Here is a 22,951-nt window from a genome sequence, read left to right as displayed (position 1 = left end):
CGGTTGCGACCGTCACAGTGCGGGGCGATGGATATGAAATGCCCCATCGCAATATCGTCGTTCTCACCGGTGCCGGCGTCTCGGCCGAATCGGGCGTGCCCACCTTTCGGGGTGCCGACGGCCTGTGGGAGGGGCACCGGTTCGAGGATGTGGCGACGCCCGAAGCCTTCGCGCGCGATCCGGACCTGGTCCAGCGGTTCTACAACCTGCGTCGTGCGGCTCTTGCGACCGTGCAGCCCAACGCCGCCCACCACGCCCTGGCGGACCTCGCCGCGCGGTGGGAGGGTGATTTCCTGCTGGTGACCCAGAACGTCGACGACCTGCACGACCGCGCCCACGCCGACCCCCTGCCCGGCATGGGGTTCGAGTTGATCCACATGCACGGCGAACTGCTGAAGGGACGCTGCACCCGCACGGGTCTGGTCAGCGACTGGCCCGGCGACATGGCCGCCCACGAGCCCTCGCCCGATCATCCCGAAGGCCGGATGCGGCCGCACCTCGTCTGGTTCGGAGAGACGCCCCTGCTCATGGACCGGATCGAACGGGCACTGTCGGCCTGTGACCTGTTCGTCGCGATCGGGACCTTGGGTGCCGTCTATCCGGCGGCGGGGTTCGTCGATCTGGCGCGCAGGGCCGGGGCGCGGACGGTCGAGATCAATCTGGAACCCAGCCTCGGGGCAGGGCTGTTCGACGAGGGACTCTATGGGCCGGCGACGGAGGTTGTGCCGCGATTTTTCGCAGCGCTCTAGTCTTTACCGGCCTTCTCGCGCGCCAGCCGCTCCAGGACCCGACCCCTGCCCTTCGACAGCGCCGTGATCACCCCACGGAAGGTCGCCACCTCCTGCGCCGAGAACGCGGCCCGACCCAGCATGACCCGAAGGTTCTGGCTCATCGAACGAAACTTCTCCGGCGGATGGAAGAAGCCCGCGGCATCCAGTTCCTTCTCCAGATGCTCGTACATACCCAGGGTCAGCGCCCCCGACGCCGGCGGGTCGCCTTCGCGGAAGTTCGGCGGCGGCGCGTCCAGCACCAGGGTCCGCCATTCATAGGCATTGATCGCCACCGCCTGGGCCAGGTTCAGGCTCTGGTGCCTGGGGTCGATGGGGATGGTGACGATGCCGTGGCACAGGGCGATGTCAGTGGTCTCCAGCCCCGCCCGCTCGGCCCCGAACAGGAGGCCGATCTCGAGGCCCGAGGCGCGGTCGTCGTACAGGACCCGCGACGCCTCGCGCGGGGTGCGTACCGGCTGGCGGGTCTCGCGAGGGCGGGCGGTGGTGGCAAAGACGGTGTTCAGGTCGGCGACGGCATCGGCGACACTGTCGAACACCTGTGCCCCTTCCAGCACCCAGTCTGCGCCCGACGCGGTTGCCCAGGCCCGTTCCTGGGGCCAGCCGTCGCGCGGGCTGACCAGCCGCAACCTATCCAGCCCGAAATTGGCCATCACCCGCGCCACCGCGCCGATGTTCTCGGCCATCTGGGGCCGGTCCAGGATGATGACGGGTGGGGTCAAGTCAGCGCCGCTCTCAGTCCACCCAGATGCGCCTCATAGTTCCGCCACCGTCCCGACGACTTGCGATACAGCGGTTGGCGGATCTGCCAGACGCTGGCGGTGCGCACCGCCCCGCCGGCCTTGTGGAAGTCCAGCACGGCGTTCTCCCAATCCAGCCCACAATGGGCCAGCACCCGCTCGATCTGCGGCCTCGGATCGGCGACCAGGGCGTCGTAGTCGACGGTCAGGATATCGGGATACAGCGCCTTCCAATGCGCCATCAGCCGGTCGTGCTGCTTCAGCCAGTGCGCGATGTCGGTCAGGTCCGTCGCATGGGCCATCGACCGGTCCAGATGCAGGAACAGGTTGGACAGACAGACGTCCATCGGCTCGCGCACCGTGTGGATGATCCGCGCATCCGGGAACATCGCCTTGATCAGCCCGACGTGCAGGAAGTTGTCGGGCCGCTTGTCCGTGACCAGCCCCTCGCCCGGTCGTGCCGCCCGCAGGCCCTCGAGATACGCCTCCCGCCACCCCTGAACCGTCTCGGATGAAGCCCCACCCACCGCATCCGGATAGGGCGCGATCCCCGCCACCACGCGCGGTAGCAGGGCCAGTTCGCCGCCCGAGATCACCCCGGAATGGGCGGCGAGGATGCGCTCGACCAGGGTCGATCCCGACCGGAACATCCCCAGGATGAAGACCGGTGCGCCCCCTTCGGCCCGGGACGTCGATCCGCTCGCCTTGGCCGGCACCGCATAGGTCGTGATCGACCGGTCGACGAAGGCCTCCTGCGCGGCCCGGTCATAGCGCGCACCGGTCGCCGCGCGGCTTGCGGCATTGGCGTCCGAATAGGCGGCAAAGGCCGCGTCATACGCCTCGACCTCGTCCAGTGCCCGACCCAGCGCAAAGCCGAGTTCGGCACGGTCGGCCGGCCCTGCACCCGGTGCCGCCATCGCTGTCCGCAGCTGTACGATCAATGGATCCGCCGCATCCTCGAACCGCGTCGCATTGGCCAGCCGCGCCAGGGCCAGCGGTGCCTCGGGCGGGGAGGCGACGGCCAGCGCCCGGGCGTAGGCTGCCCGCGCCGCATCCCGCTCGCCCTTGTCCTCATGCAGATTGCCCAGGTTCAGCAGGGCCGACAGATAGTTCGGGTCGATCGCCAGCGCCCGCTCCAGTTCAGCCTGCGCCGCGTCCGCCTGACACAGGTCGTCGGAATAGATCACCGCCCGGTTCAGATGGACCTCCTCCGGCCCCCGGATGCGGCGATCCAGCGCCTGCTGGTACGACGCCAAAGCCTGGGCCGGTCGCCCCGCCTGCCGCTGCATCAGGGCCAGGTTGAACCAGGTGTCGGGCAGGTCCGGCTGGATTGCCAGCAGGGCGGCATAGGCGTCCGCCGCCTCGCCCGCCCGTCCGGCCGCGCGGTGGCCCTGCGCCTCCCGCAACAGGATTTCGGCTTGCGCACCCAACCGATCAGTCCTCGCCGATCATCGAGCCCCAGGGATCGGCCGTCCCCGCCTCGACCTCGGCCACCTTGACGGCCGGCCATCCGATCGCTGCCTCGCCCGAGGCGGCCCAGGCCGCCACCAGCATGTCGCGCAGTTCGGCGGCCCCGACGCCCAGCCGCTGGTTGACGAACTCGGCGCCGCGCGGATCGGTCTCGACGAACCCGCCGGCCTTCTCCAGCCGATAGAAGGGGATCACCGTGCCGAGCGTGCTCTTCATATAGCCGACGACGCGGGCCTTCATCTGGAACGGTTCGGCCGAAGGCGCGGGCATCGCCGCCTCGACCTGGTCCAGACGCGCGACCCGGCGCGTGAAGGCGCCCTCGAACAGGCTATGGGTCTGGCGCGAGTTGGTGAAGCCCTCGGGGTTCGGGAACGGCCCCCAGCCATTGTAGTGGATCGACAGATGGTGCGGCTGCGACCCGTCCCCGACATAGTGGGACAGCACCCCGATGTCGCGCAGCGTCAGCGCCTCGCGCCGCACCCGGTCCTCGCGGTACCAGGCGCGTTTGGCCGGATCGGTCTCGCGTTGCTCCATGGCATGGACGACGCGCCATCCGGCCAGATCGCGCACCACCTGCTGCCAGCCGTCCATGATGGCATAGGGCAGGTATCCCGCGTCATTGACCTTGATCCCCGCCGCCAGCAGGGCCGCGTCGTACTCGGACTTCAGCTCGGGCAGGGCGTCGATCGACATCCCGGCCGCATTCATCACATGACCATTGTCGTCCAGATCGACGAAATGCGCCGTGTCCCGTTCCCGATCATGCGGCTGGCCCGCGCCCTTCCAGCGATCGGGCTCGCGCGACAGCTCGCCGACGTCGGCAATGGCGCCGGGATCACGCAGGAAGCCGGGCAGGTTGTCGGGCAGGGCCCGCATCGCCGCCACCCCGATCAGCCGGTGCCCGGTATTGCCCCAGGCCCCGACCTGCACGGCCGATCCGGCCAGGACCGCCACGCAGGCGGTGGCGAGGGCGAGGCGTTTCGTCAGGCGTTTCATGGCGACCGTCCGGGGAGTTGGGGTGTGGTCTGCGCGGTTAAAACCATGGCGGCACGGCGTCTATCGGTTTCTTTCTGCGCCCTTTCGGGAACGGCTCCGGTTTGGGATCAGAACACAAGCCGCAACACCATTCCGGTCATCCTTGTCCGTTGACGGCCTGCCCTGTTGGGGCAGGTTGATTGGCGGGCGGCGCACCGTGTCATCCTGGGTCATTTAAGACCGTGCCCGAGCCGGGTGCGTCGCCCGCCTTATCGTCAACCACCCCGAACAGTTGCCTGGGCCGGCGTTGGCGCGCCGAGCCCGCAGGACAAGGATGGGACCATGACCATGCCACAGACCACGATCTGAATCGACGTTTCTGGATCCTCGGGACAAGCCCGAGGATGACGAGTTGAGTATTTGTCTATCTTATCGCTTAGTTGGCTGTCCTTAGCCGTGCCATCGAATGGACTGCGAGCCCGAGGGAGCAGACTGAAGCCGTCAGAACAGGCTGCCCTGATCCACCGGAGCCGCCCTGGTTTTCGGGGCTGCGGCGCGGGGAGCGGGGGCAGGCGGTCCATCCCCTCCGTCGATCCGGGCCCCCTTCGACCCGTCGGGGAAGGTCAGGGTCACGGACTGGCCCGGCGTCAGGTCTGCGGCCCGGGTCACCATCCGCCCGGCCGCATCGTCGATCCGGGCGAAGCCGGGCTTGGGGCGTTTGGGGTCGAGGCTGGCGAGGGCCCTGCTCAGGGCCGCGAGACGATCCGCCGACTGCTGCACCTTGAGCGGCAGGGGCTGGGCCAGCCGGTGGGCGGCGGCGTCGAGCCGCGCGGCGCGTTGGTCCAGCGGCCGCTGGATGAGCGGCGGGCTCAGCCTGCCTGCCACGACGTTCAGCCGCCGCTCGTCAGCCACTGCCTTGGCCCGCAGTCCTGCCATCAGCCGCGCAGCCCAACCTTCCAGCCGTGCCGCTCTCTGTTCGGTGGCCCGGTGCAGAAGAGTCGGCGACAGCCGCACTCCTACGATGGTCAGCCGTCTTGCGTGATGGTCGTTGTTTCGCCGTAGCCCTGACGCCAGCCGGCTCGACGCGTGATCCAGCCGCTGTTGCGCCATGGCGACCAACTCTTCCGGGCGCGCAGGCAGACCCCGCGCCACGGCCCGCAACCGCGTGCGCCGGTCGTCCAGCAGCCGCGACCCGGCGCGGTCCAGCCGTCGCTCCAGGTCGGACAGGCCGAAGCGCAGGTCGGCCAAAACCGGCGTGGCGATCTCGGCCGCGCCCGTCGGCGTCGGGGCCCGTCGGTCGGAGACGAAGTCGATCAGGGTCGTGTCCGTCTCGTGCCCCACGGCCGAGATGATCGGGATGCGCGCCGCCGCCACCGTCCGCGCCAACCCCTCGTCGTTGAAGCACCAAAGGTCCTCGACCGAGCCGCCGCCGCGCGCGACGATCAGCAGGTCCGGCCGAGGAATGGGGCCGTCCGGCGTCATCGCGTCGAAGCCCCGGATGGCGTTGGCGACCTGACCGCTGGCGGCTTCGCCCTGGACCACCACGGGCCAGACGATGACCCGGCACGGCCACCGCTCGGCGATCCGGTGCAGGATGTCGCGGATCACGGCCCCTGTCGGGCTGGTGATCACCCCGATGGTGCGGGGATAGAGCGGGATGGCCTTCTTGCGCGAGACCTCGAACAGGCCCTCGGCGGCGAGTTTGCCCTTCAGCCGCTCCAGCTGGGCCAGCAGGGCACCGGCGCCGGCCGCCTCCATCGATTCGATCACGATCTGGTAGGACGACCGTGCGGGATAGGAGGTGATCTTGCCGGTGACGATGACCTCCAGCCCCGTCTCGGGCCGCACGCCCAGACCCCGCACCGCCCCCTTCCACACCACCCCGTCGATCGCCGCCTTGTCGTCCTTGAGCGTCAGATAGACATGGCCCGAGGCGTGGTGGTTGACCTTGGAAATCTCGCCTCGCAGCCGCACATGCCCGAACCGGTCCTCCAGCGTCCGCTTCAGCGCGAAGGCCAGTTCCGAGATGGTCTGGGGCGGGTTGTTGTCGCGGGCCGGTTCGGGCGCATCGGCCGGTCCCTCGAAGATATAGGTATCGTCAGAAGGGTTGGGGCTCATGCGGCATCGTAACGCGCGTCGGCACTGGCGGAAACGGGGGCTTTCGCTATCGTCGGGAAATGGCCGACCCCGACGACCGCGACCCCCGCGAAACCGACCTCCAGCGCCGCAGCGCCGGCCCGGCGATCAGCCCGTGGCTGGTGATCGGCCTGATCGCGATGCTGGGGGTGGGGGTCTATGCGGTGATGGCGATGATGTAGGCGTCAGAAAGCGGACTGCCTCAATGTCTTAAGAGGGAAGAAAGCGGGCATAGATGGTAGTCGATCGTACAGGTCTACAACGATCCGCTGAACGTATCAGCATGCCAGTTCGTCTTCCCGGTGGCCTATTTCAACAGCCCCTCCGCCCGGAGGCTGATGACATCGTCGCCCGCGACGATCAAATGGTCATGCACCTCGATTCCGAGGGTCTGGCCCGCACGCACAATCTCAAGCGTTATCGCTCTGTCATCGGCCGAAATTTTCCGACTTCCGCTGGGGTGATTGTGCACCAGAATTAGTGCCGTTGCAGAAAGTTCAAGCGCTCGGCGCATGACTTCCCTGCTGTAAACGGCAACGCGTGAGATTGATCCCCGCGCGAGCACTTCGTCGGCGATAAGGCCGTTGCCGTGATCAAGAAACAGGACATGAAATTCTTCGCGAGGCTCATGGCGCAGCGAGGCGGCCAGGAATGTTCGCACGAGTACGCTTGATGCTAGCAGTGGCCGACGCCCCACTTTCTGGCGCAGCACTCGACGGCTTAGCTCTCGGATGAGGTTCAAATGCAGTGCGGTCGACGACTTGAGTGCTCTCAGTCCGTCGGGCGCATGAGCGGGCGCGATATGTTCCAGATCTGCCCGGGACGCCATCAGCACCCCGCTCAAGCATCGGAAGCGATCGATGAGTTGGTTAGCGGTAGTGAGCGCGGTTATGTCCTGGCTTTGCTGATAGACGAGAAGAGCCAAGAGCTCGGGATCGGTGAACCCCTTTAACCCAACGTCCAGAGCGCGACGCGTCAAATCATCCATCGTGTTGGAAGACGAGACGAACCCCTCGCAATAGATTCCGTTGATGGACCCCGAGGGGCCGAAGGTCGGAATGTAATTGAAATCGACGAAGCGCTCGACAAGCGCGCCCCCGCTCTCGGGTTGGATCAGAATTGGACTTCCCGTCAAACTGATCCGACGTCCCGTGTTGAACACCTCATCGAGCATGGCCGGATAAGCCTGGCCTCGGACTTCAGGGAACAGCTCATGGACGGTGTGCCCTTCGTATCCTCGCGCCCCAAAGGTGGTCGTGTAGCTATCGTTGACGAACTCGAACGCATGGTTAGCCCCCTTGAGGGTCGCGACAAACCATGGAGCACGCTCGACATTCGAAGGTGTTTCCCGTTTCGGTCGAGCGAACGATCCCATTCAAAGAACTCCAGAGTCGCGATTCGACTAGGAGAAGCTGCCACTCCTTTCTGTGCGCGTCACGGCTGAAACATCGATTTTCTCTACCTTGGGCCGTATCGAGTTCGTCCCCTGACCTGACCTGACCTGACCTGACCTGACCGCGACGCTGAAGCCTTGGCCGATGCGCTGGTGTCCGCAAAATTGTCGAAAGCAGACATGCGGCTCTGACCTGAAACCGGGTATTGTCCCCGCCTATCAAAGCGCCGCTATCTGTCCTGAACCCAACCCCCGCTTGACCCCGCGCGTCATCGCCGCCATTGGCCGGGCATGAACATCCTGCTGGTCGGATCGGGGGGGCGTGAGCACGCCCTGGCCTGGAAAATCGCCGCGTCGCCCCTGACGAAGCGGCTGGTCATCGCGCCCGGCAATCCGGGCATGGAAAAGCTCGGCGAGCTGCGCTCAGGGCTCAAGGCCGACGACGCCGATGGGCTGGCGGCGCTGGCGCGCGAGATCAAGGCCGATCTCGTCGTCGTGGGCCCCGAGACGGCGCTGGCGGCGGGGCTGGCCGACCGGCTGGCGGCGGCGGGCATTCCCTGCTTCGGCCCGACGCAGAAGGCCGCCCAGCTGGAAAGCTCCAAGGCTTTCTCCAAGGCATTCCTGGAACGCCACGAAATCCCCACCGCCGGCTACGGCGTCTATGACCGGGTCGCGGACGCCAAGGCTGCGCTGTCGGTGTTCAAGCCCCCCTATGTGATCAAGGCCGACGGCCTGGCCGCCGGCAAGGGGGTGGCGATCAGCCCGGACAGGGCCGATGCGGAGGCCGAGATCGAGCGGATGCTGGGCGGCCGGTTCGGCGCGGCCGGGGCGCGCGTCGTGATCGAGGAGTTCATGGACGGGGAGGAGGGCTCGCTGTTCGCTCTCTGCGACGGCCAGCGCGCGGTGCTGTTCGGCGGGGCCCAGGATCACAAGCGCGCCTTCGACGGTGACACCGGCCCCAATACCGGCGGCATGGGTGCCTATTCCCCCGCGCCCGTCTTCACGCCCGAGCTGGTCGAGGCGGCGGACCGTCTGGTCGTCCAGCCGACTATGGCGCACATGGCCGCCGAGGGCGCGCCCTATCGCGGGGTGCTCTACGTCGGGCTGATGGCGACGTCCGAGGGGCCCAAGGTCGTCGAGTTCAACGCCCGCTTCGGCGACCCGGAATGCCAGGTCCTGATGATGCGGATGGCCGGGGACATCGTGCCCTATCTGCTGGCCTGCGCGCGCGGGGATGTGTCGGGCCTGCCGGCGCCCGCGTTCAAGCCCGGCACGGTGATCTGTGTCGTCATCGCCGCGCGGGGCTATCCCGACAGCCCGCTGGAGGGGTCGATCATCCGCGGCGCCGAACAGGATTTCGGCCCGCATGTGCAGGTCTTCCATGCCGGGACCAAACGCCGCGCGGACGGCCAGCTGGCGGCGGCGGGGGGGCGTGTGCTCAACGTCTGCGCCGAGGGGGCGGATATCGCCCAGGCCCGCGAGCGCGCCTATGCCGCCATCCGCAAGATCGACTTCCCTGGGGGGTTCAGCCGGTCCGACATCGGCTGGCGGGCGATGGATCGGTGAAAACGCTCCCTCTCCCTCTGGGAGAGGGAGCGAAGCGCGCCAGCAGTTCACCTCCATCCCCCCCCCGGTAACATTCCTCACGCTTTGTTTCATCCCGGTCTCGCCTTCGCGGGCGCAGCACGGTAGTCAGGCCCCATGAGCGGGGACAACTCGCCGTTGCTATTCAAAACTCAGGGGTTTCCAATGGTGCAGTGGGTCTATGCGTTCGGTGGCGGGGCCGCCGATGGCGATGCGTCGATGAAGAATCTGCTGGGGGGCAAGGGTGCCAACCTGGCCGAGATGTCGTCGCTGGGCCTGCCGGTGCCCCCGGGCTTCACCATCACGACCGAGGCCTGCGTCCACTACTATTCCAACGGCCAGAAATACCCCGACGCCCTGGCCGGACAGGTCGCGGCCGGCCTGCTGAAGGTCGAATCCATCGTCGGCAAGACCTTCGGAGACCCGGAAAATCCCCTGCTGGTCTCGGTCCGCTCCGGCGCCCGCGCGTCGATGCCCGGCATGATGGACACCGTCCTGAACCTGGGCCTCAACGACCAGACGGTCGAGGGCCTGGCCAAGCTGTCGGGCGACCGCCGCTTCGCCTTCGACAGCTACCGCCGCTTCATCACCATGTATTCCAACGTGGTCCTGGGCCTGTCCCACGACGACTTCGAAGAGGTCCTGGACGACCACAAGGACCGCCTGGGCGTCACCGTCGACACCGACCTGACCGCCGAGGACTGGGAAAAGGTCGTCGCCGAGTACAAGACCGTCGTCGAACGTGAGCTGGGCGTACCCTTCCCCCAGGACCCCCAGCTTCAACTCTGGGGCGCAGTCTCGGCCGTGTTTGCCAGCTGGATGAACGACCGGGCCAAATTCTATCGCCGCATGCACGACATCCCCGAAAGCTGGGGCACGGCCGTCAACATCCAGTCGATGGTGTTCGGCAACATGGGCGAGACGAGCGCGACCGGCGTGGCCTTCACCCGCAACCCCTCGACCGGCGACGCCCGCCTGTACGGCGAATTCCTGATCAATGCCCAGGGCGAGGACGTCGTCGCCGGCATCCGCACGCCGCAATCCCTGACCAAGGTCGGCCGCGAGGAGATGGGCGAGACCGCCCCCTCTATGGAAGAGGCCATGCCCACCGTCTTCGCCGAGTTCGTGGACGTGGTCGGCCGGCTGGAAACCCACTACCGCGACATGCAGGACATCGAGTTCACGGTCGAACGCGGTCGCCTGTGGATGCTCCAGACCCGCAACGGCAAGCGCACCGCCAAGTCCGCGCTCAAGGTCGCCGTCGACCTCGCCGCCGAGGGCGTCATCACCCAGGAAGAGGCCATCAGCCGCGTCGAGCCCGCCGCCCTGGACCAGCTTCTGCACCCCACGCTTGATCCCAAGGCACCCCGCACCGTCGTCGCCACCGGCCTGCCGGCCTCGCCCGGCGCCGCCACCGGCAAGATCGTCTTCGACGCCGACGAGGCCGAACGGATGTCGCAGCTTGGCGACGCCGTCATCCTGGTCCGCGAGGAGACCAGTCCCGAAGATATCCACGGCATGCACGCGGCGCGCGGCATCGTCACGGCGCGCGGCGGCATGACCAGCCACGCGGCCGTCGTGGCGCGCGGCATGGGCCGCCCCTGCGTCTGCGGCATCAATGCCCTGTCGATCGACGAGCACGCCGGCACCTTCACCGCCAACGGCCGCACCTTCAAGGCCGGTGAGGTCATCACCATCGACGGCTCCAAGGGCGAGGTCCTCGACGGCGCCGTGGCCATGATCGAGCCCGAGCTGACCGGCGATTTCCAGACCCTGATGGCCTGGGCCGACAAGGTCCGCCGGCTCAAGGTCCGCGCCAATGCCGAGACCCCGCTGGACGCCAAGACCGCGCGCGGCTTCGGCGCCGAAGGCATCGGCCTGTGCCGCACCGAGCACATGTTCTTCGATGAGGAGCGGATCGCCGCCGTGCGCGAGATGATCCTGGCCGACGACGAGGCCGGTCGCCGCACGGCGCTCGCCAAGATCGCCCCGTTCCAGAAGGCCGACTTCGTCGAGCTGTTCACCATCATGGCCGGCCTGCCGGTCACGGTGCGCCTGCTGGACCCGCCGCTGCACGAGTTCATCCCGCACACCGACGAGGACATCGACGCCCTGGCCGCCGGCTCCGGCCTCGACGCCGCCAAGCTGAAGAAGCGCGCCAAGGAACTGCACGAGACCAACCCCATGCTGGGTCACCGGGGCTGCCGCCTCGGCGTCGCATACCCTGAAATCTACGAGATGCAGGTCCGCGCCGTGATCGAGGCCGCCATCGCCGTCAAACAGGCGTCGGGCACCGCCCCCATCCCCGAGATCATGCACCCCCTGGTCGCGCTGGGCCTGGAGATGAAATACCTGCGCGAACTCACCGACCGCACCGCCAAGGCCGTGTTCGAGGAGGCGGGCGACACCGTCGAGTATCTGGTCGGCACCATGATCGAACTGCCGCGCGCCGCCCTGCGCGCCGGCGATCTGGCCGAATACGCCGAGTTCTTCTCCTTCGGTACCAACGACCTGACCCAGACCACCTTCGGCATCAGCCGCGACGATTCCGGCCGCTTCCTTCAGGCCTATATGGACAAGGGGATCTTCGAGACCGATCCCTTCGTCCGCCTGGACCAGGACGGCGTCGGCGACCTGATCCGCATCGCCAGGGAACGCGGCTCGGCCGTCCGCCCCGACATGAAGATGGGCATCTGCGGCGAACACGGCGGCGACCCCGCCTCCATCGCCTTCTGCGAGGAGGTCGGCCTGTCGTACGTCTCCTGCTCCCCCTACCGCGTGCCGATCGCCCGCCTCGCCGCTGCGCAAGCGGCGCTGGTCTCGCAAGGCGGGACCGCCCGCGAAAAGGATCGCTGAACTTTTCCCTCTCCCCTTGCGGGAGAGGGAGCCCGCGCACGGCGGCGCAGCCGTCGTCCTTGCGCGGTCGGGTGAGGGGTGACGCCGGCTTGTGAGTTCTGCGCGCCTTTTTCCTCACCGTCTCTTTTCCGTGTGACCCCTCATCCGTCACGCTCCGCGTGCCACCTTCTCCCGTAAGGGGAGAAGGATTTCGGCTTGTCCGCCGCCCCCAACTTTCAAACCTCGACCCACCAATCCCTTGCCCCACAAGGGATTGCCCCGTTCTCACCCCCTCCAACCTCGCCCACCTCGACCCGCCCCTTATCCTGACCCCTCAACCCAATCCGAGGACGAGGGACGATGGCAGACGACGAAGAACCCGAACCCTGGTGGTTCCCCGAGGCGCGCGTGGAAATGGCCCGCAACGCCGGGCGACGGCCGGCCCCTGACGACGTCTGGGCCATGGTCAGGATCGACTATCTGAATGGACTGTCGGCCCGGGACTGTTGCGCCCGCCATGGGGTCGGTCGAACAGCACTCCGGAACAGGGCCCAGATCGAAGGCTGGCGGCGCACCGATCAGCCCTGGGTCTGGAAAGCCGGACTTGAGATCGATGATGAGGGTGTCGAACTCGACCATCAGCTTGACGGAGACATCGACCAGATCGACCACGAACAGTTCATCGACATCGTCCGACGCCGCATGAAGCGGGCGCTCCTGCACGGTGACGCCGCCTCGGCATTGCGCTGGCGTCGCGTGGCCAAGCAGGTCAGCGAGGAGTTCTACAAGATGGAATGCGAAGATCGGTGGGCGGCCCGCGAAGCCCTCAAATCGAGGAGTCCGGACTCAGCGGACTCAACGGACTCTCCGGACTCAAATTTCGAGTCCGGACTCATCTCCCGCTCGTGATCCATCCGCTAGACTGACCACCCCGCCCGCCGCCCTCAGGACCCGCCATGCCCGCCCAATCGCCCCTCTCCATCGCCGTGGTCGGTCCGGGCGCCATCGGCGGGACCATCGCGGCCTGGCTGTCGCGCAGCCCTCGGGTCCGGCAGGTGACCCTGTGCGCGCGCAGCCCTCTGGACCGGCTGGTCGTCGAGACGCCGGACGGGTCGGTCATCGAGGCCGACCCCCGCGTGGTCACCTCGCCCACAGACATCACCGCCCCCGTCGACTGGGTCCTGGTCGCGACCAAGGCCTATGACGTCGAGGTCGCCTCGGCCTGGTTCGCCGGTCTGGTCGGACCGGCCACGCGCGTTGCGGTGCTCCAGAACGGGGTCGAACACGTCGAGCGGTTCGCCCCCTTCGTCGCGCGCGACCGCATCACCCCCGTGGTCGTGGACATTCCGGCCGAGCGCACGGGGCCGGGCCGGATCCTGCATCGCCGCGAGGGCACGGTCATCGTACCGAGCGGGCAGGCGGGTCAGGACTTCGTCGCCCTGTTCGCCGACAGCGTGATCGCCGCCTCGACCACCGACGATTTCGTCACCGTCGCCTGGACCAAACTGGCCGTGAACTGTGCCGGCGCCGTCAGCGCCCTGACCGGCCAGCCCGGCGGGGTGGTGCGGGCGGAGGGGATCGCCGACCTGATGCGGGCCATGGTCCGGGAATGCGTCGCGGTCGGCCGCGCCGTCGGGGCCGATCTGGGCGATGAACTGCCGGACTGGGTGGTCGAGCGCGCCATGACCTCGCCCCCGGACTCGGTGAATTCGCTGCTGGGCGACCGGCTGGCGGGCCGGCCGATGGAATGGGATGCCCGGAACGGCGTCATCGTCCGCCTGGGCCGCGAACACGACATCGAAACCCCGGTCAACGCCCTGTGCGCCACCCTGGTGAGCGCGACCGCCTGGAGGCCCTGAAGAGGCCTTGTTTGAGATATCGTCTGTCGCAGAACAAGGTCTGTGTCAGTCGTGCACGATTTCACGACTGCAACGTTCAGGTCATGGAACGGCCGCGACGGGTCACCATTTAACTCCTCGCTGGATGGGGCTGATGACCGCAAGTCATCATCATCTAGGAGTTAATAGAAACAATGCGTAACATCATTCTCTCTGCCGCCGCCGTCTCCCTGTTCGCCGTGCCCGCCATGGCCCAGTCGCTTCAGTCGCCGACCTACTACGGCACCCTGGGCTATTCCCAGATGCAGGGCGACGACGCCGACCTCGGCGCCGTGACGGGCCGCCTGGGCGCCAAGCTGACCCCCTATCTGGGTGTCGAGGGCGAGACCTCGTTCGGGGTCGGCCATGACGACGTCTCCTTCGCCGGCGTCGACGGCAAGGTCGAGCACCGCTACGACGTCGCCGCCTACGGTGTCGCCACCCTGCCGGTGCAGCCCAACTTCGACCTGTTCGCCCGCGTCGGCTACGGCGTGACCGAAGTGAAGGCCTCGGCCGCCGGCGTCGCCGCCAGCGACCACTCGGACAGCGTCAACTACGGCGTGGGCGCCAACTACCACCTGGACGGCGTCAACGGCATCCGCGCCGACTGGACCCGCCGCGACTTCCAGGACGACAACGCCGGCGAAGCCGACGTCTATTCGCTGAGCTTCGTCCGCAAGTTCTGATCATGAAAAAGGCGCGGTCCAGAACGGGCCGCGCCTCATGTCTTTGGGGGTTGGGACCGGTCAGCCCGGTTCCGCCACCAGGGCCCACCGCATCGACCCCTCGCCGAACGGCCGGGTGAACCACTGGGAGTACCGCTCAAACGCCTCGACCACGGCGTTCCGAAGATCATTGTTCACCGGTTCACCCCGGTTGCGCTTCATCGCCGCGACGCAGTCGATGACCACATTCTGGTGCGCCGATCCGCCGAGACTCTTCAGGACCATGGCCACGTCCCGGGCCAGGGATTCCAGCAAGGACAGCCGTCCGCCCGCCGGGGTGGCGCTGTATCGGTTCGTCTGGGTGTCGGCCATTCGGGCGTCCCCTCGCGCTTTCACGGTGTGGATAGACATCCGTGACAAACTCGCCTCTCAGGCGCAAGCGGCGCCGCACAATTTTCGATAGAATGTTCGTGACCGGACCCGGCAAAATGCCCTCACTGGCCCACCCGTATCGCACCTGCTAACAAGGCCGCGTCAGGCGGGAAGGGAAACGTCCCATGAGAATCGGCCTCTATCCGGGCACCTTCGATCCCGTCACCAACGGGCACATGGACATCATCGGCCGGGCCGTGAAGCTGGTCGATCGGCTGGTCATCGGCGTGGCCCAGAACGACGACAAGGGCCCCCTGTTCACCACGGCCCAGCGGGTCGAGATGGTCAGGGCCGAGGTGGCCCACCTGGACGCCGACATCGACGTCCAGCCCTTCTCCAGCCTGCTGATGCATTTCGCCGAGCACCTGAACGCCCAGATGATCGTCCGGGGCCTGCGCGCCGTCGCCGACTTCGAGTACGAGTTCCAGATGACGGCCATGAACCAGCGCCTCAATGACGACATCGAGACCGTGTTCCTGATGGCCGACCCGCGCCACCAGGCGATCGCCTCCCGCCTCGTCAAGGAGATCGCCCGGCTGGACGGCAATATCGACAGCTTCGTGAGCCCCGCGGTCGCCCAGGCCGTCCGGCAAAAGGTACAGAAACGCGTATGAAGGCCTTCTTCGTTTCCCGCACCGTGCGGGCCGTGACCGCTGCGGCCATCGCCGCCGGTGCCGCTCTCTTGGTCCTCCAGTCGGTCCAGGCCCAGGCCATCAGGGGCCCCGAAGTGCCGCCCATGCCGATCGGCGAGGCCGACTGGCGCACCGTCCTGCCTGAGAACCTGCTGGTCATCGACACCTCCAAGGGCCGCGTCCTGGTCGAGATGGAGCCCCGCGCCGCCCCCGGCCACGTCGCCCGCATCACCCAGCTGGCCGACCGGGGCTTCTTCGACGGCCAGAAATGGCACCGCGTCATCCCCGGCTTCATGGCCCAGACCGGCGACCCCCTGGGCACCGGAGAGGGCGGTTCCGACCTGCCCGACCTGGCCGGCGAGTTCAGCTTCCGCCGTGGCCGCGACGGCTTCGGCCTGGTCCCCGAGGCGGGCGGCGGTGTGCGCGGCTGGCTCGGCTCCCTGCCGATCGAGACCCAGCCCGACGCCCAGATGTTCGTCACCGCCGACATGAAGGTCCCGGCCAGCGGCCTGTTCTGCCCCGGTGTACTCGGCATGGCCCGGTCCCAGTCGCCGGACAGCGCCAACAGCCAGTTCTTCCTGATGACCGGCACCAACCCCAATCTGAACGGCTCCTACACCGCCTTTGGTCGGGTCGTGGTCGGTCTGGATGTGGTCAAGGCCCTGAACGCCGGATCCAGCGCCAACAACGGCGCGGTCGCCAACCCCGACATCATGACCCGCGCGCGCATCGCCGCCTCCATCCCCCCGGCCGAGCGGCCCACCGTGCGGGTGCTCGACCCCCGCACCGCCCCCTTTGCGGCCCGGGTCCAGACCCTGCGCGAGACCCGGGGCCTGAACTTCAACATCTGTGATATCCCGGTCGTCGCCGAAGCTACCGGCGGCTGACGAGGACAGGCGAGAGACCATGCGCAACCCGGCCCTGATCCTGTCGTCCCTCGCCGTCCTGCTGGCCGGGCCCGTCCTGGCCCAGACGACCGAGACGCCCCCGCCGCCGCCCGCGCCCCCGGCCGTCACCGCGCCCAGCGAGTGGCGGGCCGTGCCGCCCGAGAACCTGATGGTCATCGACACGACCAAGGGTCGGATCATGGTCGAGCTGATCCCCGAGATCGCCCCTCTGCACGTCGATCGGATGCGGCTTCTGACCCGCGCCGGCTTCTTCGACGGCATCGTCTGGCACCGGGTGATCGACCAGTTCATGGCCCAGACCGGCGACCCGCTGGGCACCGGCGAGGGCCAGTCGGCCTATCCCGACCTCAAGGCCGAGTTCACCTTCCGACGGGGCCCAGAGATGGGCTTCACCGCCGTCGCCGCGCCTGCCGGGGCCCAGGTCGGCTTTCTGCATTCCCTGCCGGTCCAGACCCAGCCCGACGCCGTCATGGCCACGACCGCCGACCGCAAGGTCCACGGCTGGGGCCTGTATTGCCCGGGCGTCGCCGGCATGGCCCGTGACGACGCGCCCGACAGCGCCAACTCCCAGTTCTTCCTGATGCGCCAGCCCTATCCCTCGCTGGACAAGCGCTACAGCGTCTGGGGCATGGTGGTGTCGGGGCTGGATGTCGTCCGGTCCATCAAGGTGGGCGAGGGCGACGGCGGGATGGTCACCGATCCCGACCGCATGACCCGCGTCCGCATCGCCGCCGACCTGCCCGAAGCTGAGCGCCCAACGGTCCAGGTGCTCGACACCGCCTCGCCCCGCTTCCAGGCCCTGGTCGCCGAGACTCGGGCGGCCCGGGGCGCGGACTTCTCGGTCTGCGACATCGTCCTGCCGGCCCAGGTGACGGGTCAGCCTCCGGCCCCACCCACTCAGTCGCCGCCCGCCGCCTGATCCCGGCCTGAGCCCTGGCCCCGCCGATGGCTGCGGCGTCGGCGTGAGGGCTTGCGGTCGCCCCGCATGGCGTCCAGCAACAGGCCTTCGCGCAGGCCCCGGTCGGCGACCCGCACCCGGTCGCAGGGCCAGGCTCTCTGCACCGCCTCCAGGATCGCGGCACCCGCCAGCACAAGGTCGGCCCGGTCGGGCCCGATGCAGGCCTCAGCCGCCCGCCCGATCGGTCCCAGCGCCTGAAGCCGGGCCGTCGCCGCGTCGCACTGGCCGCGCGTCATCCACAGGCCGTCGATCCGGTCCCGCTGATAGCGCCGCAGGTTCAGGTGGATCCCCGCCAGGCTGGTGATCGCCCCCGACGTCCCGACGATATGCCCCCTCCCGGCGGCGAACAGCCGGGTGATCTCCGGATCGGCGAAGCCGCCGGCCGCCAGCGCCGCCTCGACGTCCGCGACCATGGCCTCGTACCAGTCGACGCCCGACCCCGCCGGCTCAGGATGACGCTCGGCCAGGGTGACGACACCGATCGGGGCCGACATCCAGCCCACGGTCTCCATCTCGCGCCCGACCTTCTTGAGCCAGGACAGTTCGGTCGAACCGCCGCCGACGTCGATGACCAGCACCGCCTCGGCCCGGGGATCGAACAGGTTGAGGCAGCCGCGCACCGACAGCCGGGCCTCCTCGGCCGGGTCGATGATCCGCAGGCGAAGGCCGGTGCCCAGCCGGACCCGCTCGATGAAGGCCTCGCCGTTCTCGGCCTGGCGACAGGCTTGGGTGGCGACGGCGGTCAGGCGGTGCGAGTCCAGTCCCTTGCGCACCACCCGCTCGGCGCAGGCGGCCAGGGCGTCATAGGCCCGGTCCATGGCGGCGGACTCGAGTCGGCCCGATTGCGACAGGCCCTCGCCCAGGCGCACGATCCGGCTGAAGCTGTCGACGACCCGAAAGCCGTCTCGCATCGGCCGTGCGATCAGCAGCCGGCAATTGTTGGTCCCCAGGTCGAGCGCGCCATAGAGGGGCGCGTCGCGACCGGAGCCACCGAAGCCTGTCGCCACGCCCCCGGGCTCTGCCGGAGGCGCGTTTCGAGGCCGTCGGCGCGGGGACCGATCGCCACGCCCCCGGGGCGCGTCGTCGGATTCCGGCATGGGCCGAGCTTTCACGTGGGCGCAACCGTTGAGGGCACCCGTCCCGCGCAACCTAGACCCGGCCTGCCTCTCGTCACAAGCCGATATGACAGCCAGATGAACGAGGAGGCCGGCATCCCGCTCAGGGTCGGTCACGTAGTTTTTCTGTCATGACCCAGTCCTCCACAGAGATGACCCGTACCGCCCGGTTCGGTCTCGGCCAGATCGTCCGCCACAAGGAAGCGGCTTTCAGGGGCGTGATCGTCGACGTCGATGCCGTCTATGGCGGTCCCGACGGCCAGCCCGGCCCCGACCTGCGCGACCAGCCCTTCTACCGGGTGCTGGCCATGGGCGAGGATGCGGGCTTCCTCGTCTATGCGGCCGAGGACGTGCTGGAGCACGAGACCGAACTGGCCGAGCTGTCGCCAGCGGATCAGGCCAAATGGTTCACCCTGGACGATCATGGCCACCGCGCACCCCGGATGCAGCCTATCCACTGAAGTCGAACCGACGCTCTGGCGAGGCGTCGGCGCTCGGCCTAGATTGGTCGGCCAAGGAGCGTGATCCCATGTCCGATTTCGAGCACGTCTTCGCCGAACCCCCGCCGGGCGCCGCCGCCGACTGGACCATCAGCCAGAACTGGCGCGCCTACACCCAGGTCGAGCACGATACATGGGACACCCTGTATGCGCGGCAGATGAAGATCCTGCCGGGGCGGGCCTCCGACGCCTTTCTGAACGGGCTCAAGGCGCTGGACCTCAATACCGGCGGCATTCCCGATTTCGCGGTGATCAACCCCAAGCTCGAGGCCCTGACCGGGTGGACCGTGCATTGCGTGCCGGGACTGGTGCCGGACGACGTCTTCTTCGACCACCTGGCCAACCGGCGCTTCGTCTCGGGCCAGTTCATCCGAAAGCCCGATCAGCTGGACTACCTGCAAGAGCCGGACATCTTCCACGACGTGTTCGGCCATGTGCCCATGCTGACCGACCCCGATTTCGCCGACTATATGCAGGCCTATGGCATAGGCGGTCAGAGGGCGGCCGGGCTCGGGGTGCTGGACCAGCTGGCGCGGCTTTACTGGTACACGGTCGAGTTCGGGTTGATGGAGAGCGACGCGGGCCTGCGCATCTATGGTGCCGGGATCGTGTCGTCGGCGACGGAGAGCGTCTTCGCGCTGGAAGACGCCTCGCCGAACCGGATCGGATTCGATCTGGAGCGGGTGATGCGGACGCTCTATCGGATCGACGACTTCCAGCAGGTCTATTTCGTCATTCCCTCCATTGAGGCCTTGAAGGCGGCGACCCTTCAGGACTTCGCGCCCATCTATGACCGGTTGCGGGGGGCACCGGAGATCGCAGTCGATGCCGTGATGCCGGGCGACCGGGTGCTGACGCGGGGCAGTCAGAGCTACGCGGCGCGGGGCGGCCGGTTCGCGGCCTGACGTGATCTGACGCGACCTGCCCAGCGTCTGGCCGATTGTCGCGAGCTGCGTCACGGTCATCGGGCTTGCGGAGGAGGCGACGGTGAAGCTCTGGCTCTTGACGATGGTGGCGGTCGGCCTTTCGGCGACCGGGGCGCAGGCCCAGCAGTCCTTTCGGATGAACGATGGGCGCACCTTGACCATCGCGCGCACGATCAGTGGGTGCCAGCCACTGGTCGCGACCGAGACCACGGCCGCTACCGTCACATTGAAAGCCGACTGTCGTGTTCCGTTCGAAAACGGCGGCCAGCCCGATACCGACGGCTCCGTCACTCTGGTGGTCTTCACGGCCGCCACGCCCACGACGCCGACCTCCTTCGCCAACAATGTCGCCGCCCATTGGAACCCCGACTTTCCGTCCTTGCCCGCCGACCAGAAGGCGAATTTCGTGACCCAGACGACCAAGGCCAGCGCCGCGGGCCCTCTGGCCCTGCGTTGCGCGCACCGGGACAATATCGCTGCCCTGAACGGTGAGGCGATCTGCGCCCTCGATACGCCGACGTTGACGATGGCCATCGCCGGCCTGTCGACGATGGCCTCGACTGCCGACAACATCGTCGATGCCGCCCTGACCGGGGTGACGATCCGCTAGTCGTGGACGATCAGGCTCTTTGACTTCGTGTCCCGCATGAAGACGAACACCAGCAACGACACCCCGATCATGGCCGTGACGTACCAGAAATAGGCGCTCTCGATCCCTTCGAGCTTGAACTTGAGGGCGACGTACTCGGCCGTGCCGCCGAACACCGCATTGGCGATCGCATAGGGCAGGGCGACGCCCAGGGCGCGGATGTGGGCGGGGAACAGCTCGGCCTTCACCACGGCGTTGATGGCCGTATAGCCCGATACGATGACCAGGGCCGCCAGCGACAGGGCGAAGGCCGTGAGCGGATTGGTCGTGGTGGCGAGCGTCGTCATGATCGGCACGGTGCAGAGCACCCCCAGCACCCCGAAGGCGATCATCACGGGTTTTCTGCCGATCCGGTCGGACAGGGCGCCGACGGCGGGCTGGATCAGCATGAAGACGAACAGGGCGGCGGCGCTGATCTCGGTCGCCGTGGCCTTGGGGAAGCCCGCCGTATTGGTCAGGAATTTCTGCAGGTAGGTGGTGTAGGTGTAGAAGGCCAGCGTCCCCCCGGCGGTCAGGCCCATGACCAGCAAGGCCTCCTTCGGGTGCTTCAGGATCAGCAGCATGGCGCTGGAGCGCGGGGCCATTTGGGTGTCTTCGGCGACGAAGGCCGAGGTCTCGTCCAGCCGACGACGCAGCCAGAAGACCACGACGGCCAGGCCGGCCCCCACGAAGAACGGCACGCGCCAGCCCCAGCTCGACAGCTGGGCCTCGGTCAGGGTGTTCTGGAGCAGGATCAGCAGGGCGAGCGACAACAGCTGGCCGGAGATCAGGGTGACGTACTGGAAGCTGGACCAGAAGCCGCGATGTCTGGCCGTCGCCATCTCCGACAGATAGGTGGCCGAGGATCCGTATTCGCCGCCGACGCTCAGGCCCTGAAGCATCCGCGCCAGCAGCAGCAGGCCGGGCGCGAATATGCCGATAGTGGCATAGGTCGGGGTGCAGGCGATGATCAGCGAGCCGGTACACATCAGGGTCACCGACAGGGTCAGCCCGGCCTTGCGCCCCTTGCGATCGGCATAGACCCCCATGATCCAGGCCCCGACCGGGCGCATCAGGAAGCCCACGGCGAAGACGGCGGCGGCCTGGAGCAGTTCGGCGGTATCGTTGGCCGCCGGGAAGAACAGCGGCGCGAAATACAGGGTGAAGGCCGCATAGGCATACCAGTCGAACCACTCGACCAGATTGCCCGCCGACCCGCCGACGATGTTGCGCAGGCGTCGGGCGGGGGTCATGGGCTCAGCAGTCGATGCGGACGTGGACAAGGGACGCCTCCGGGTTTCGGTTCAGCATAGTCGATTCCAGACGCGCGTCTGCGCCGTCTGCTTTCGCGACGGTGATGGAAGGGCCGGCGGAGCGTCCGGGCTCTCGCCCGGAACATGGGTAGTGATTACCGTTTCGGCGAAAGACAGACGCTCCGCGTGCGTGGTTTTCCAGGAGCTGTACGGCTCGGTCTCCCGAACCAGCGGGGCTCTTAACCCCTTGCCGCTACCGCGCCCCCGGCGGGAGGGTCGTGTCCTTGCGACACGAGCCCCTGAACGGTCCGACTCTCTGCGCCAGACCCTTTGACGGTCCGGGGCGACGCAGTCCCCGAAAGAACTGCGCCGGCATCCCCCGGTCCGATCCCGCTCCACACACCCCCGCCGCAACAAGATCGCAAGGCCTTGCGCCCTTCCCCGCGACGGGACAGGCAGAAGTATAGCGGACGTGGATACCTGGGCGCGTTCAAGGGGGTCAGAAATCCGCAATCCGTTGCGGGGCAAGGGATTGGTGGCTCGAAGTTCGCAAACTGGAGGCGTTGGACGAGCCGAAAATCCTTCTCCCCTTGCGGGAGAAGGTGGCAGCCGAAGGCTGACGGATGAGGGGTCACACGGTTGGCTGGAGTGGGTTGAGAGAGCGCCGACGCCGAAGATCAGCGTGACCCCTCATCCGGCCCTACGGGCCACCTTCTCCCGCAAGGGGAGAAGGATGCCACCTCCCTGTCCGCCAAGCGGCGCACGGGGAGGAGAGGACGCTTCAGGTCCGCTGGAACGGATAGAAGGAACCGCCAAGGTCGAGGATGGCGGTCAGGCTGTCCAGCGCTGATCGGGTCTCGACCAGCAGGGCGGGATCGGCGAGGTCGGCGGGGGCCAGGTGGTCGCGGTAGTGTTCGGCGGCCCAGTCGTTCAGGACGCCGAACAGTTCGTCGTTCATGCGCATGGGGTCGTAGACGGCGTCGAGCTCGGCCTCGGTCAGGACGACCCTCAGTCGCAGGCAGGCCGGGCCACCGCCGTTCCTCATCGACTGGCGCACATCGACGTATTCGACCCGGCCGATCGATCCGTTGGAGGCGGCCAGGGACTGGGCCACCGCATGGGCGCGGGGGTTCGCT

General features: G+C 67.8%; 22 protein-coding genes. 13 read left to right on the top strand and 9 right to left on the bottom strand.

The features are described from left to right. Nucleotides 1-38: 38 nt before the first annotated feature. Entirely contained in the window at nt 39-749 is a 711-nt protein-coding gene (locus ACILQR_RS06315; protein ID WP_395650622.1) for an NAD-dependent deacylase, read from the top strand. On the opposite strand, the gene ACILQR_RS06310 is transcribed toward ACILQR_RS06315, so the two are convergent. The 4 genes from ACILQR_RS06310 to xseA form a co-directional block, all read right to left on the bottom strand. Next, nucleotides 746-1,510, bottom strand: coding sequence for an RNA methyltransferase (locus tag ACILQR_RS06310; RefSeq protein ID WP_395650621.1), 765 nt, complete (start codon nt 1,508-1,510; stop codon nt 746-748). The two genes, ACILQR_RS06315 and ACILQR_RS06310, sit on opposite strands and share 4 nt — an antisense overlap. Further along, nucleotides 1,507-2,958, bottom strand: coding sequence for a sulfotransferase (locus ACILQR_RS06305; RefSeq protein WP_395650620.1), 1,452 nt, complete (start codon nt 2,956-2,958; stop codon nt 1,507-1,509). The genes ACILQR_RS06310 and ACILQR_RS06305 overlap by 4 nt, the downstream gene beginning before the upstream one ends. Before the next feature lie 4 nt (nt 2,959-2,962). Continuing rightward, a complete protein-coding gene (locus ACILQR_RS06300) occupies nt 2,963-3,994 on the bottom strand; it encodes a S1/P1 Nuclease (protein ID WP_395650619.1) in 1,032 nt (343 codons plus the stop codon). Between the two features lie 480 nt (nt 3,995-4,474). Then, a complete protein-coding gene (gene xseA / locus ACILQR_RS06295; RefSeq protein ID WP_395650618.1) occupies nt 4,475-6,091 on the bottom strand; it encodes an exodeoxyribonuclease VII large subunit in 1,617 nt (538 codons plus the stop codon). 59 nt (nt 6,092-6,150) lie between these two features. On the opposite strand from xseA, the gene ACILQR_RS06290 reads away from it, so the two are divergent. Further along, nucleotides 6,151-6,291, top strand: coding sequence for a hypothetical protein (locus ACILQR_RS06290; RefSeq protein ID WP_395650617.1), 141 nt, complete (start codon nt 6,151-6,153; stop codon nt 6,289-6,291). 125 nt (nt 6,292-6,416) lie between these two features. Here the strand turns inward: ACILQR_RS06290 and radC are convergent, their stop codons facing one another. Further along, the gene (radC, locus tag ACILQR_RS06285; RefSeq protein ID WP_395650616.1) at nt 6,417-7,484 is read right to left on the bottom strand and encodes a DNA repair protein RadC; all 1,068 of its coding nucleotides are present in this window, start codon (nt 7,482-7,484) and stop codon (nt 6,417-6,419) included. Between the two features lie 309 nt (nt 7,485-7,793). On the opposite strand from radC, the gene purD reads away from it, so the two are divergent. From purD to ACILQR_RS06260, 5 genes are all read left to right on the top strand, one after another. Next, a complete protein-coding gene (gene purD, locus ACILQR_RS06280; RefSeq protein ID WP_395650615.1) occupies nt 7,794-9,068 on the top strand; it encodes a phosphoribosylamine--glycine ligase in 1,275 nt (424 codons plus the stop codon). 183 nt (nt 9,069-9,251) lie between these two features. Next, entirely contained in the window at nt 9,252-11,942 is a 2,691-nt protein-coding gene (gene ppdK, locus ACILQR_RS06275; RefSeq protein WP_395650614.1) for a pyruvate, phosphate dikinase, read from the top strand. Nucleotides 11,943-12,281: 339 nt separating this feature from the next. Then, nucleotides 12,282-12,830: a hypothetical protein gene (locus tag ACILQR_RS06270; RefSeq protein WP_395650613.1), complete on the top strand. Its 549-nt coding sequence runs from the start codon at nt 12,282-12,284 to the stop codon at nt 12,828-12,830. A 47-nt stretch (nt 12,831-12,877) separates the two neighbouring features. Then, entirely contained in the window at nt 12,878-13,780 is a 903-nt protein-coding gene (locus ACILQR_RS06265) for a 2-dehydropantoate 2-reductase (protein ID WP_395650612.1), read from the top strand. A gap of 173 nt (nt 13,781-13,953) precedes the next feature. Continuing rightward, nucleotides 13,954-14,484, top strand: coding sequence for a porin family protein (locus ACILQR_RS06260; RefSeq protein ID WP_395650611.1), 531 nt, complete (start codon nt 13,954-13,956; stop codon nt 14,482-14,484). 60 nt (nt 14,485-14,544) lie between these two features. On the opposite strand, the gene ACILQR_RS06255 is transcribed toward ACILQR_RS06260, so the two are convergent. Next, complete coding sequence (locus tag ACILQR_RS06255; RefSeq protein ID WP_395650610.1) at nt 14,545-14,835, bottom strand: hypothetical protein; 291 nt, start codon at nt 14,833-14,835, stop codon at nt 14,545-14,547. 185 nt (nt 14,836-15,020) lie between these two features. Here ACILQR_RS06255 and coaD point away from each other — a divergent pair, with 185 nt between their 5' ends. From coaD to ACILQR_RS06240, 3 genes are read left to right on the top strand one after another with little or no spacing between them, the layout of a single operon-like run. Then, nucleotides 15,021-15,509 carry a pantetheine-phosphate adenylyltransferase gene (coaD, locus tag ACILQR_RS06250; RefSeq protein WP_395650609.1) on the top strand — a complete coding sequence of 163 codons (489 nt, stop codon included), beginning with the start codon at nt 15,021-15,023 and terminating at the stop codon, nt 15,507-15,509. Then, on the top strand, nt 15,506-16,414 hold the full coding sequence (locus ACILQR_RS06245; protein WP_395650608.1) for a peptidylprolyl isomerase: 909 nt from the start codon (nt 15,506-15,508) through the stop codon (nt 16,412-16,414). Before coaD ends, ACILQR_RS06245 begins: the two co-directional genes overlap by 4 nt. A 19-nt stretch (nt 16,415-16,433) precedes the next feature. After that, nucleotides 16,434-17,354, top strand: coding sequence for a peptidylprolyl isomerase (locus tag ACILQR_RS06240; protein ID WP_395650607.1), 921 nt, complete (start codon nt 16,434-16,436; stop codon nt 17,352-17,354). Here ACILQR_RS06240 and ACILQR_RS06235 read toward each other — a convergent pair. Continuing rightward, complete coding sequence (locus tag ACILQR_RS06235) at nt 17,333-18,490, bottom strand: Ppx/GppA phosphatase family protein (RefSeq protein WP_395650606.1); 1,158 nt, start codon at nt 18,488-18,490, stop codon at nt 17,333-17,335. The two genes, ACILQR_RS06240 and ACILQR_RS06235, sit on opposite strands and share 22 nt — an antisense overlap. Nucleotides 18,491-18,639: 149 nt before the next feature. Between ACILQR_RS06235 and hspQ the strand changes: the two genes are divergently transcribed. The 3 genes from hspQ (at nt 18,640) to ACILQR_RS06220 (ending at nt 20,544) form a co-directional block, all read left to right on the top strand. Then, nucleotides 18,640-18,969, top strand: a complete 330-nt coding sequence (gene hspQ / locus ACILQR_RS06230) for a heat shock protein HspQ (protein ID WP_395650605.1) — start codon at nt 18,640-18,642, stop codon at nt 18,967-18,969. Nucleotides 18,970-19,037: 68 nt separating this feature from the next. Further along, nucleotides 19,038-19,913 carry a phenylalanine 4-monooxygenase gene (phhA, locus tag ACILQR_RS06225; protein WP_395650604.1) on the top strand — a complete coding sequence of 292 codons (876 nt, stop codon included), beginning with the start codon at nt 19,038-19,040 and terminating at the stop codon, nt 19,911-19,913. Between the two features lie 82 nt (nt 19,914-19,995). Next, nucleotides 19,996-20,544 carry a hypothetical protein gene (locus ACILQR_RS06220; protein WP_395650603.1) on the top strand — a complete coding sequence of 183 codons (549 nt, stop codon included), beginning with the start codon at nt 19,996-19,998 and terminating at the stop codon, nt 20,542-20,544. Here the strand turns inward: ACILQR_RS06220 and ACILQR_RS06215 are convergent. Both ACILQR_RS06215 and ACILQR_RS06210 read right to left on the bottom strand, forming a co-directional pair. After that, on the bottom strand, nt 20,541-21,845 hold the full coding sequence (locus ACILQR_RS06215) for an MFS transporter (protein WP_395650602.1): 1,305 nt from the start codon (nt 21,843-21,845) through the stop codon (nt 20,541-20,543). The genes ACILQR_RS06220 and ACILQR_RS06215 overlap by 4 nt on opposite strands. A gap of 751 nt (nt 21,846-22,596) precedes the next feature. Continuing rightward, on the bottom strand, nt 22,597-22,951 hold a 355-nt coding region (locus ACILQR_RS06210; protein WP_395650601.1), incomplete at its 5' end, for an N-succinylarginine dihydrolase.

The sequence above is a fragment of the Brevundimonas sp. genome (assembly GCF_044239655.1).
In the GTDB taxonomy this organism is placed as follows: Bacteria; Pseudomonadota; Alphaproteobacteria; order Caulobacterales; family Caulobacteraceae; genus Brevundimonas.
The sequence above is the reverse complement of the archived record's forward strand: the minus strand, read 5'-3'. Positions and strand labels throughout refer to the sequence as shown.

What these genes read in the sequence shown, in the direction of transcription:
- ACILQR_RS06315 (WP_395650622.1), top strand. Translation starts at nt 39, where the DNA reads ATGCCCCATCGCAATATCGTCGTTCTCACCGGTGCCGGCGTCTCGGCC.
- ACILQR_RS06300 (WP_395650619.1), bottom strand. Translation starts at nt 3,994, where the DNA reads ATGAAACGCCTGACGAAACGCCTCGCCCTCGCCACCGCCTGCGTGGCG.
- xseA (WP_395650618.1), bottom strand. Translation starts at nt 6,091, where the DNA reads ATGAGCCCCAACCCTTCTGACGATACCTATATCTTCGAGGGACCGGCC.
- ACILQR_RS06290 (WP_395650617.1), top strand. Translation starts at nt 6,151, where the DNA reads ATGGCCGACCCCGACGACCGCGACCCCCGCGAAACCGACCTCCAGCGC.
- radC (WP_395650616.1), bottom strand. Translation starts at nt 7,484, where the DNA reads ATGGGATCGTTCGCTCGACCGAAACGGGAAACACCTTCGAATGTCGAG.
- purD (WP_395650615.1), top strand. Translation starts at nt 7,794, where the DNA reads ATGAACATCCTGCTGGTCGGATCGGGGGGGCGTGAGCACGCCCTGGCC.
- ppdK (WP_395650614.1), top strand. Translation starts at nt 9,252, where the DNA reads ATGGTGCAGTGGGTCTATGCGTTCGGTGGCGGGGCCGCCGATGGCGAT.
- ACILQR_RS06270 (WP_395650613.1), top strand. Translation starts at nt 12,282, where the DNA reads ATGGCAGACGACGAAGAACCCGAACCCTGGTGGTTCCCCGAGGCGCGC.
- ACILQR_RS06265 (WP_395650612.1), top strand. Translation starts at nt 12,878, where the DNA reads ATGCCCGCCCAATCGCCCCTCTCCATCGCCGTGGTCGGTCCGGGCGCC.
- ACILQR_RS06260 (WP_395650611.1), top strand. Translation starts at nt 13,954, where the DNA reads ATGCGTAACATCATTCTCTCTGCCGCCGCCGTCTCCCTGTTCGCCGTG.
- ACILQR_RS06255 (WP_395650610.1), bottom strand. Translation starts at nt 14,835, where the DNA reads ATGGCCGACACCCAGACGAACCGATACAGCGCCACCCCGGCGGGCGGA.
- coaD (WP_395650609.1), top strand. Translation starts at nt 15,021, where the DNA reads ATGAGAATCGGCCTCTATCCGGGCACCTTCGATCCCGTCACCAACGGG.
- ACILQR_RS06245 (WP_395650608.1), top strand. Translation starts at nt 15,506, where the DNA reads ATGAAGGCCTTCTTCGTTTCCCGCACCGTGCGGGCCGTGACCGCTGCG.
- ACILQR_RS06240 (WP_395650607.1), top strand. Translation starts at nt 16,434, where the DNA reads ATGCGCAACCCGGCCCTGATCCTGTCGTCCCTCGCCGTCCTGCTGGCC.
- ACILQR_RS06235 (WP_395650606.1), bottom strand. Translation starts at nt 18,490, where the DNA reads ATGCCGGAATCCGACGACGCGCCCCGGGGGCGTGGCGATCGGTCCCCG.
- hspQ (WP_395650605.1), top strand. Translation starts at nt 18,640, where the DNA reads ATGACCCAGTCCTCCACAGAGATGACCCGTACCGCCCGGTTCGGTCTC.
- phhA (WP_395650604.1), top strand. Translation starts at nt 19,038, where the DNA reads ATGTCCGATTTCGAGCACGTCTTCGCCGAACCCCCGCCGGGCGCCGCC.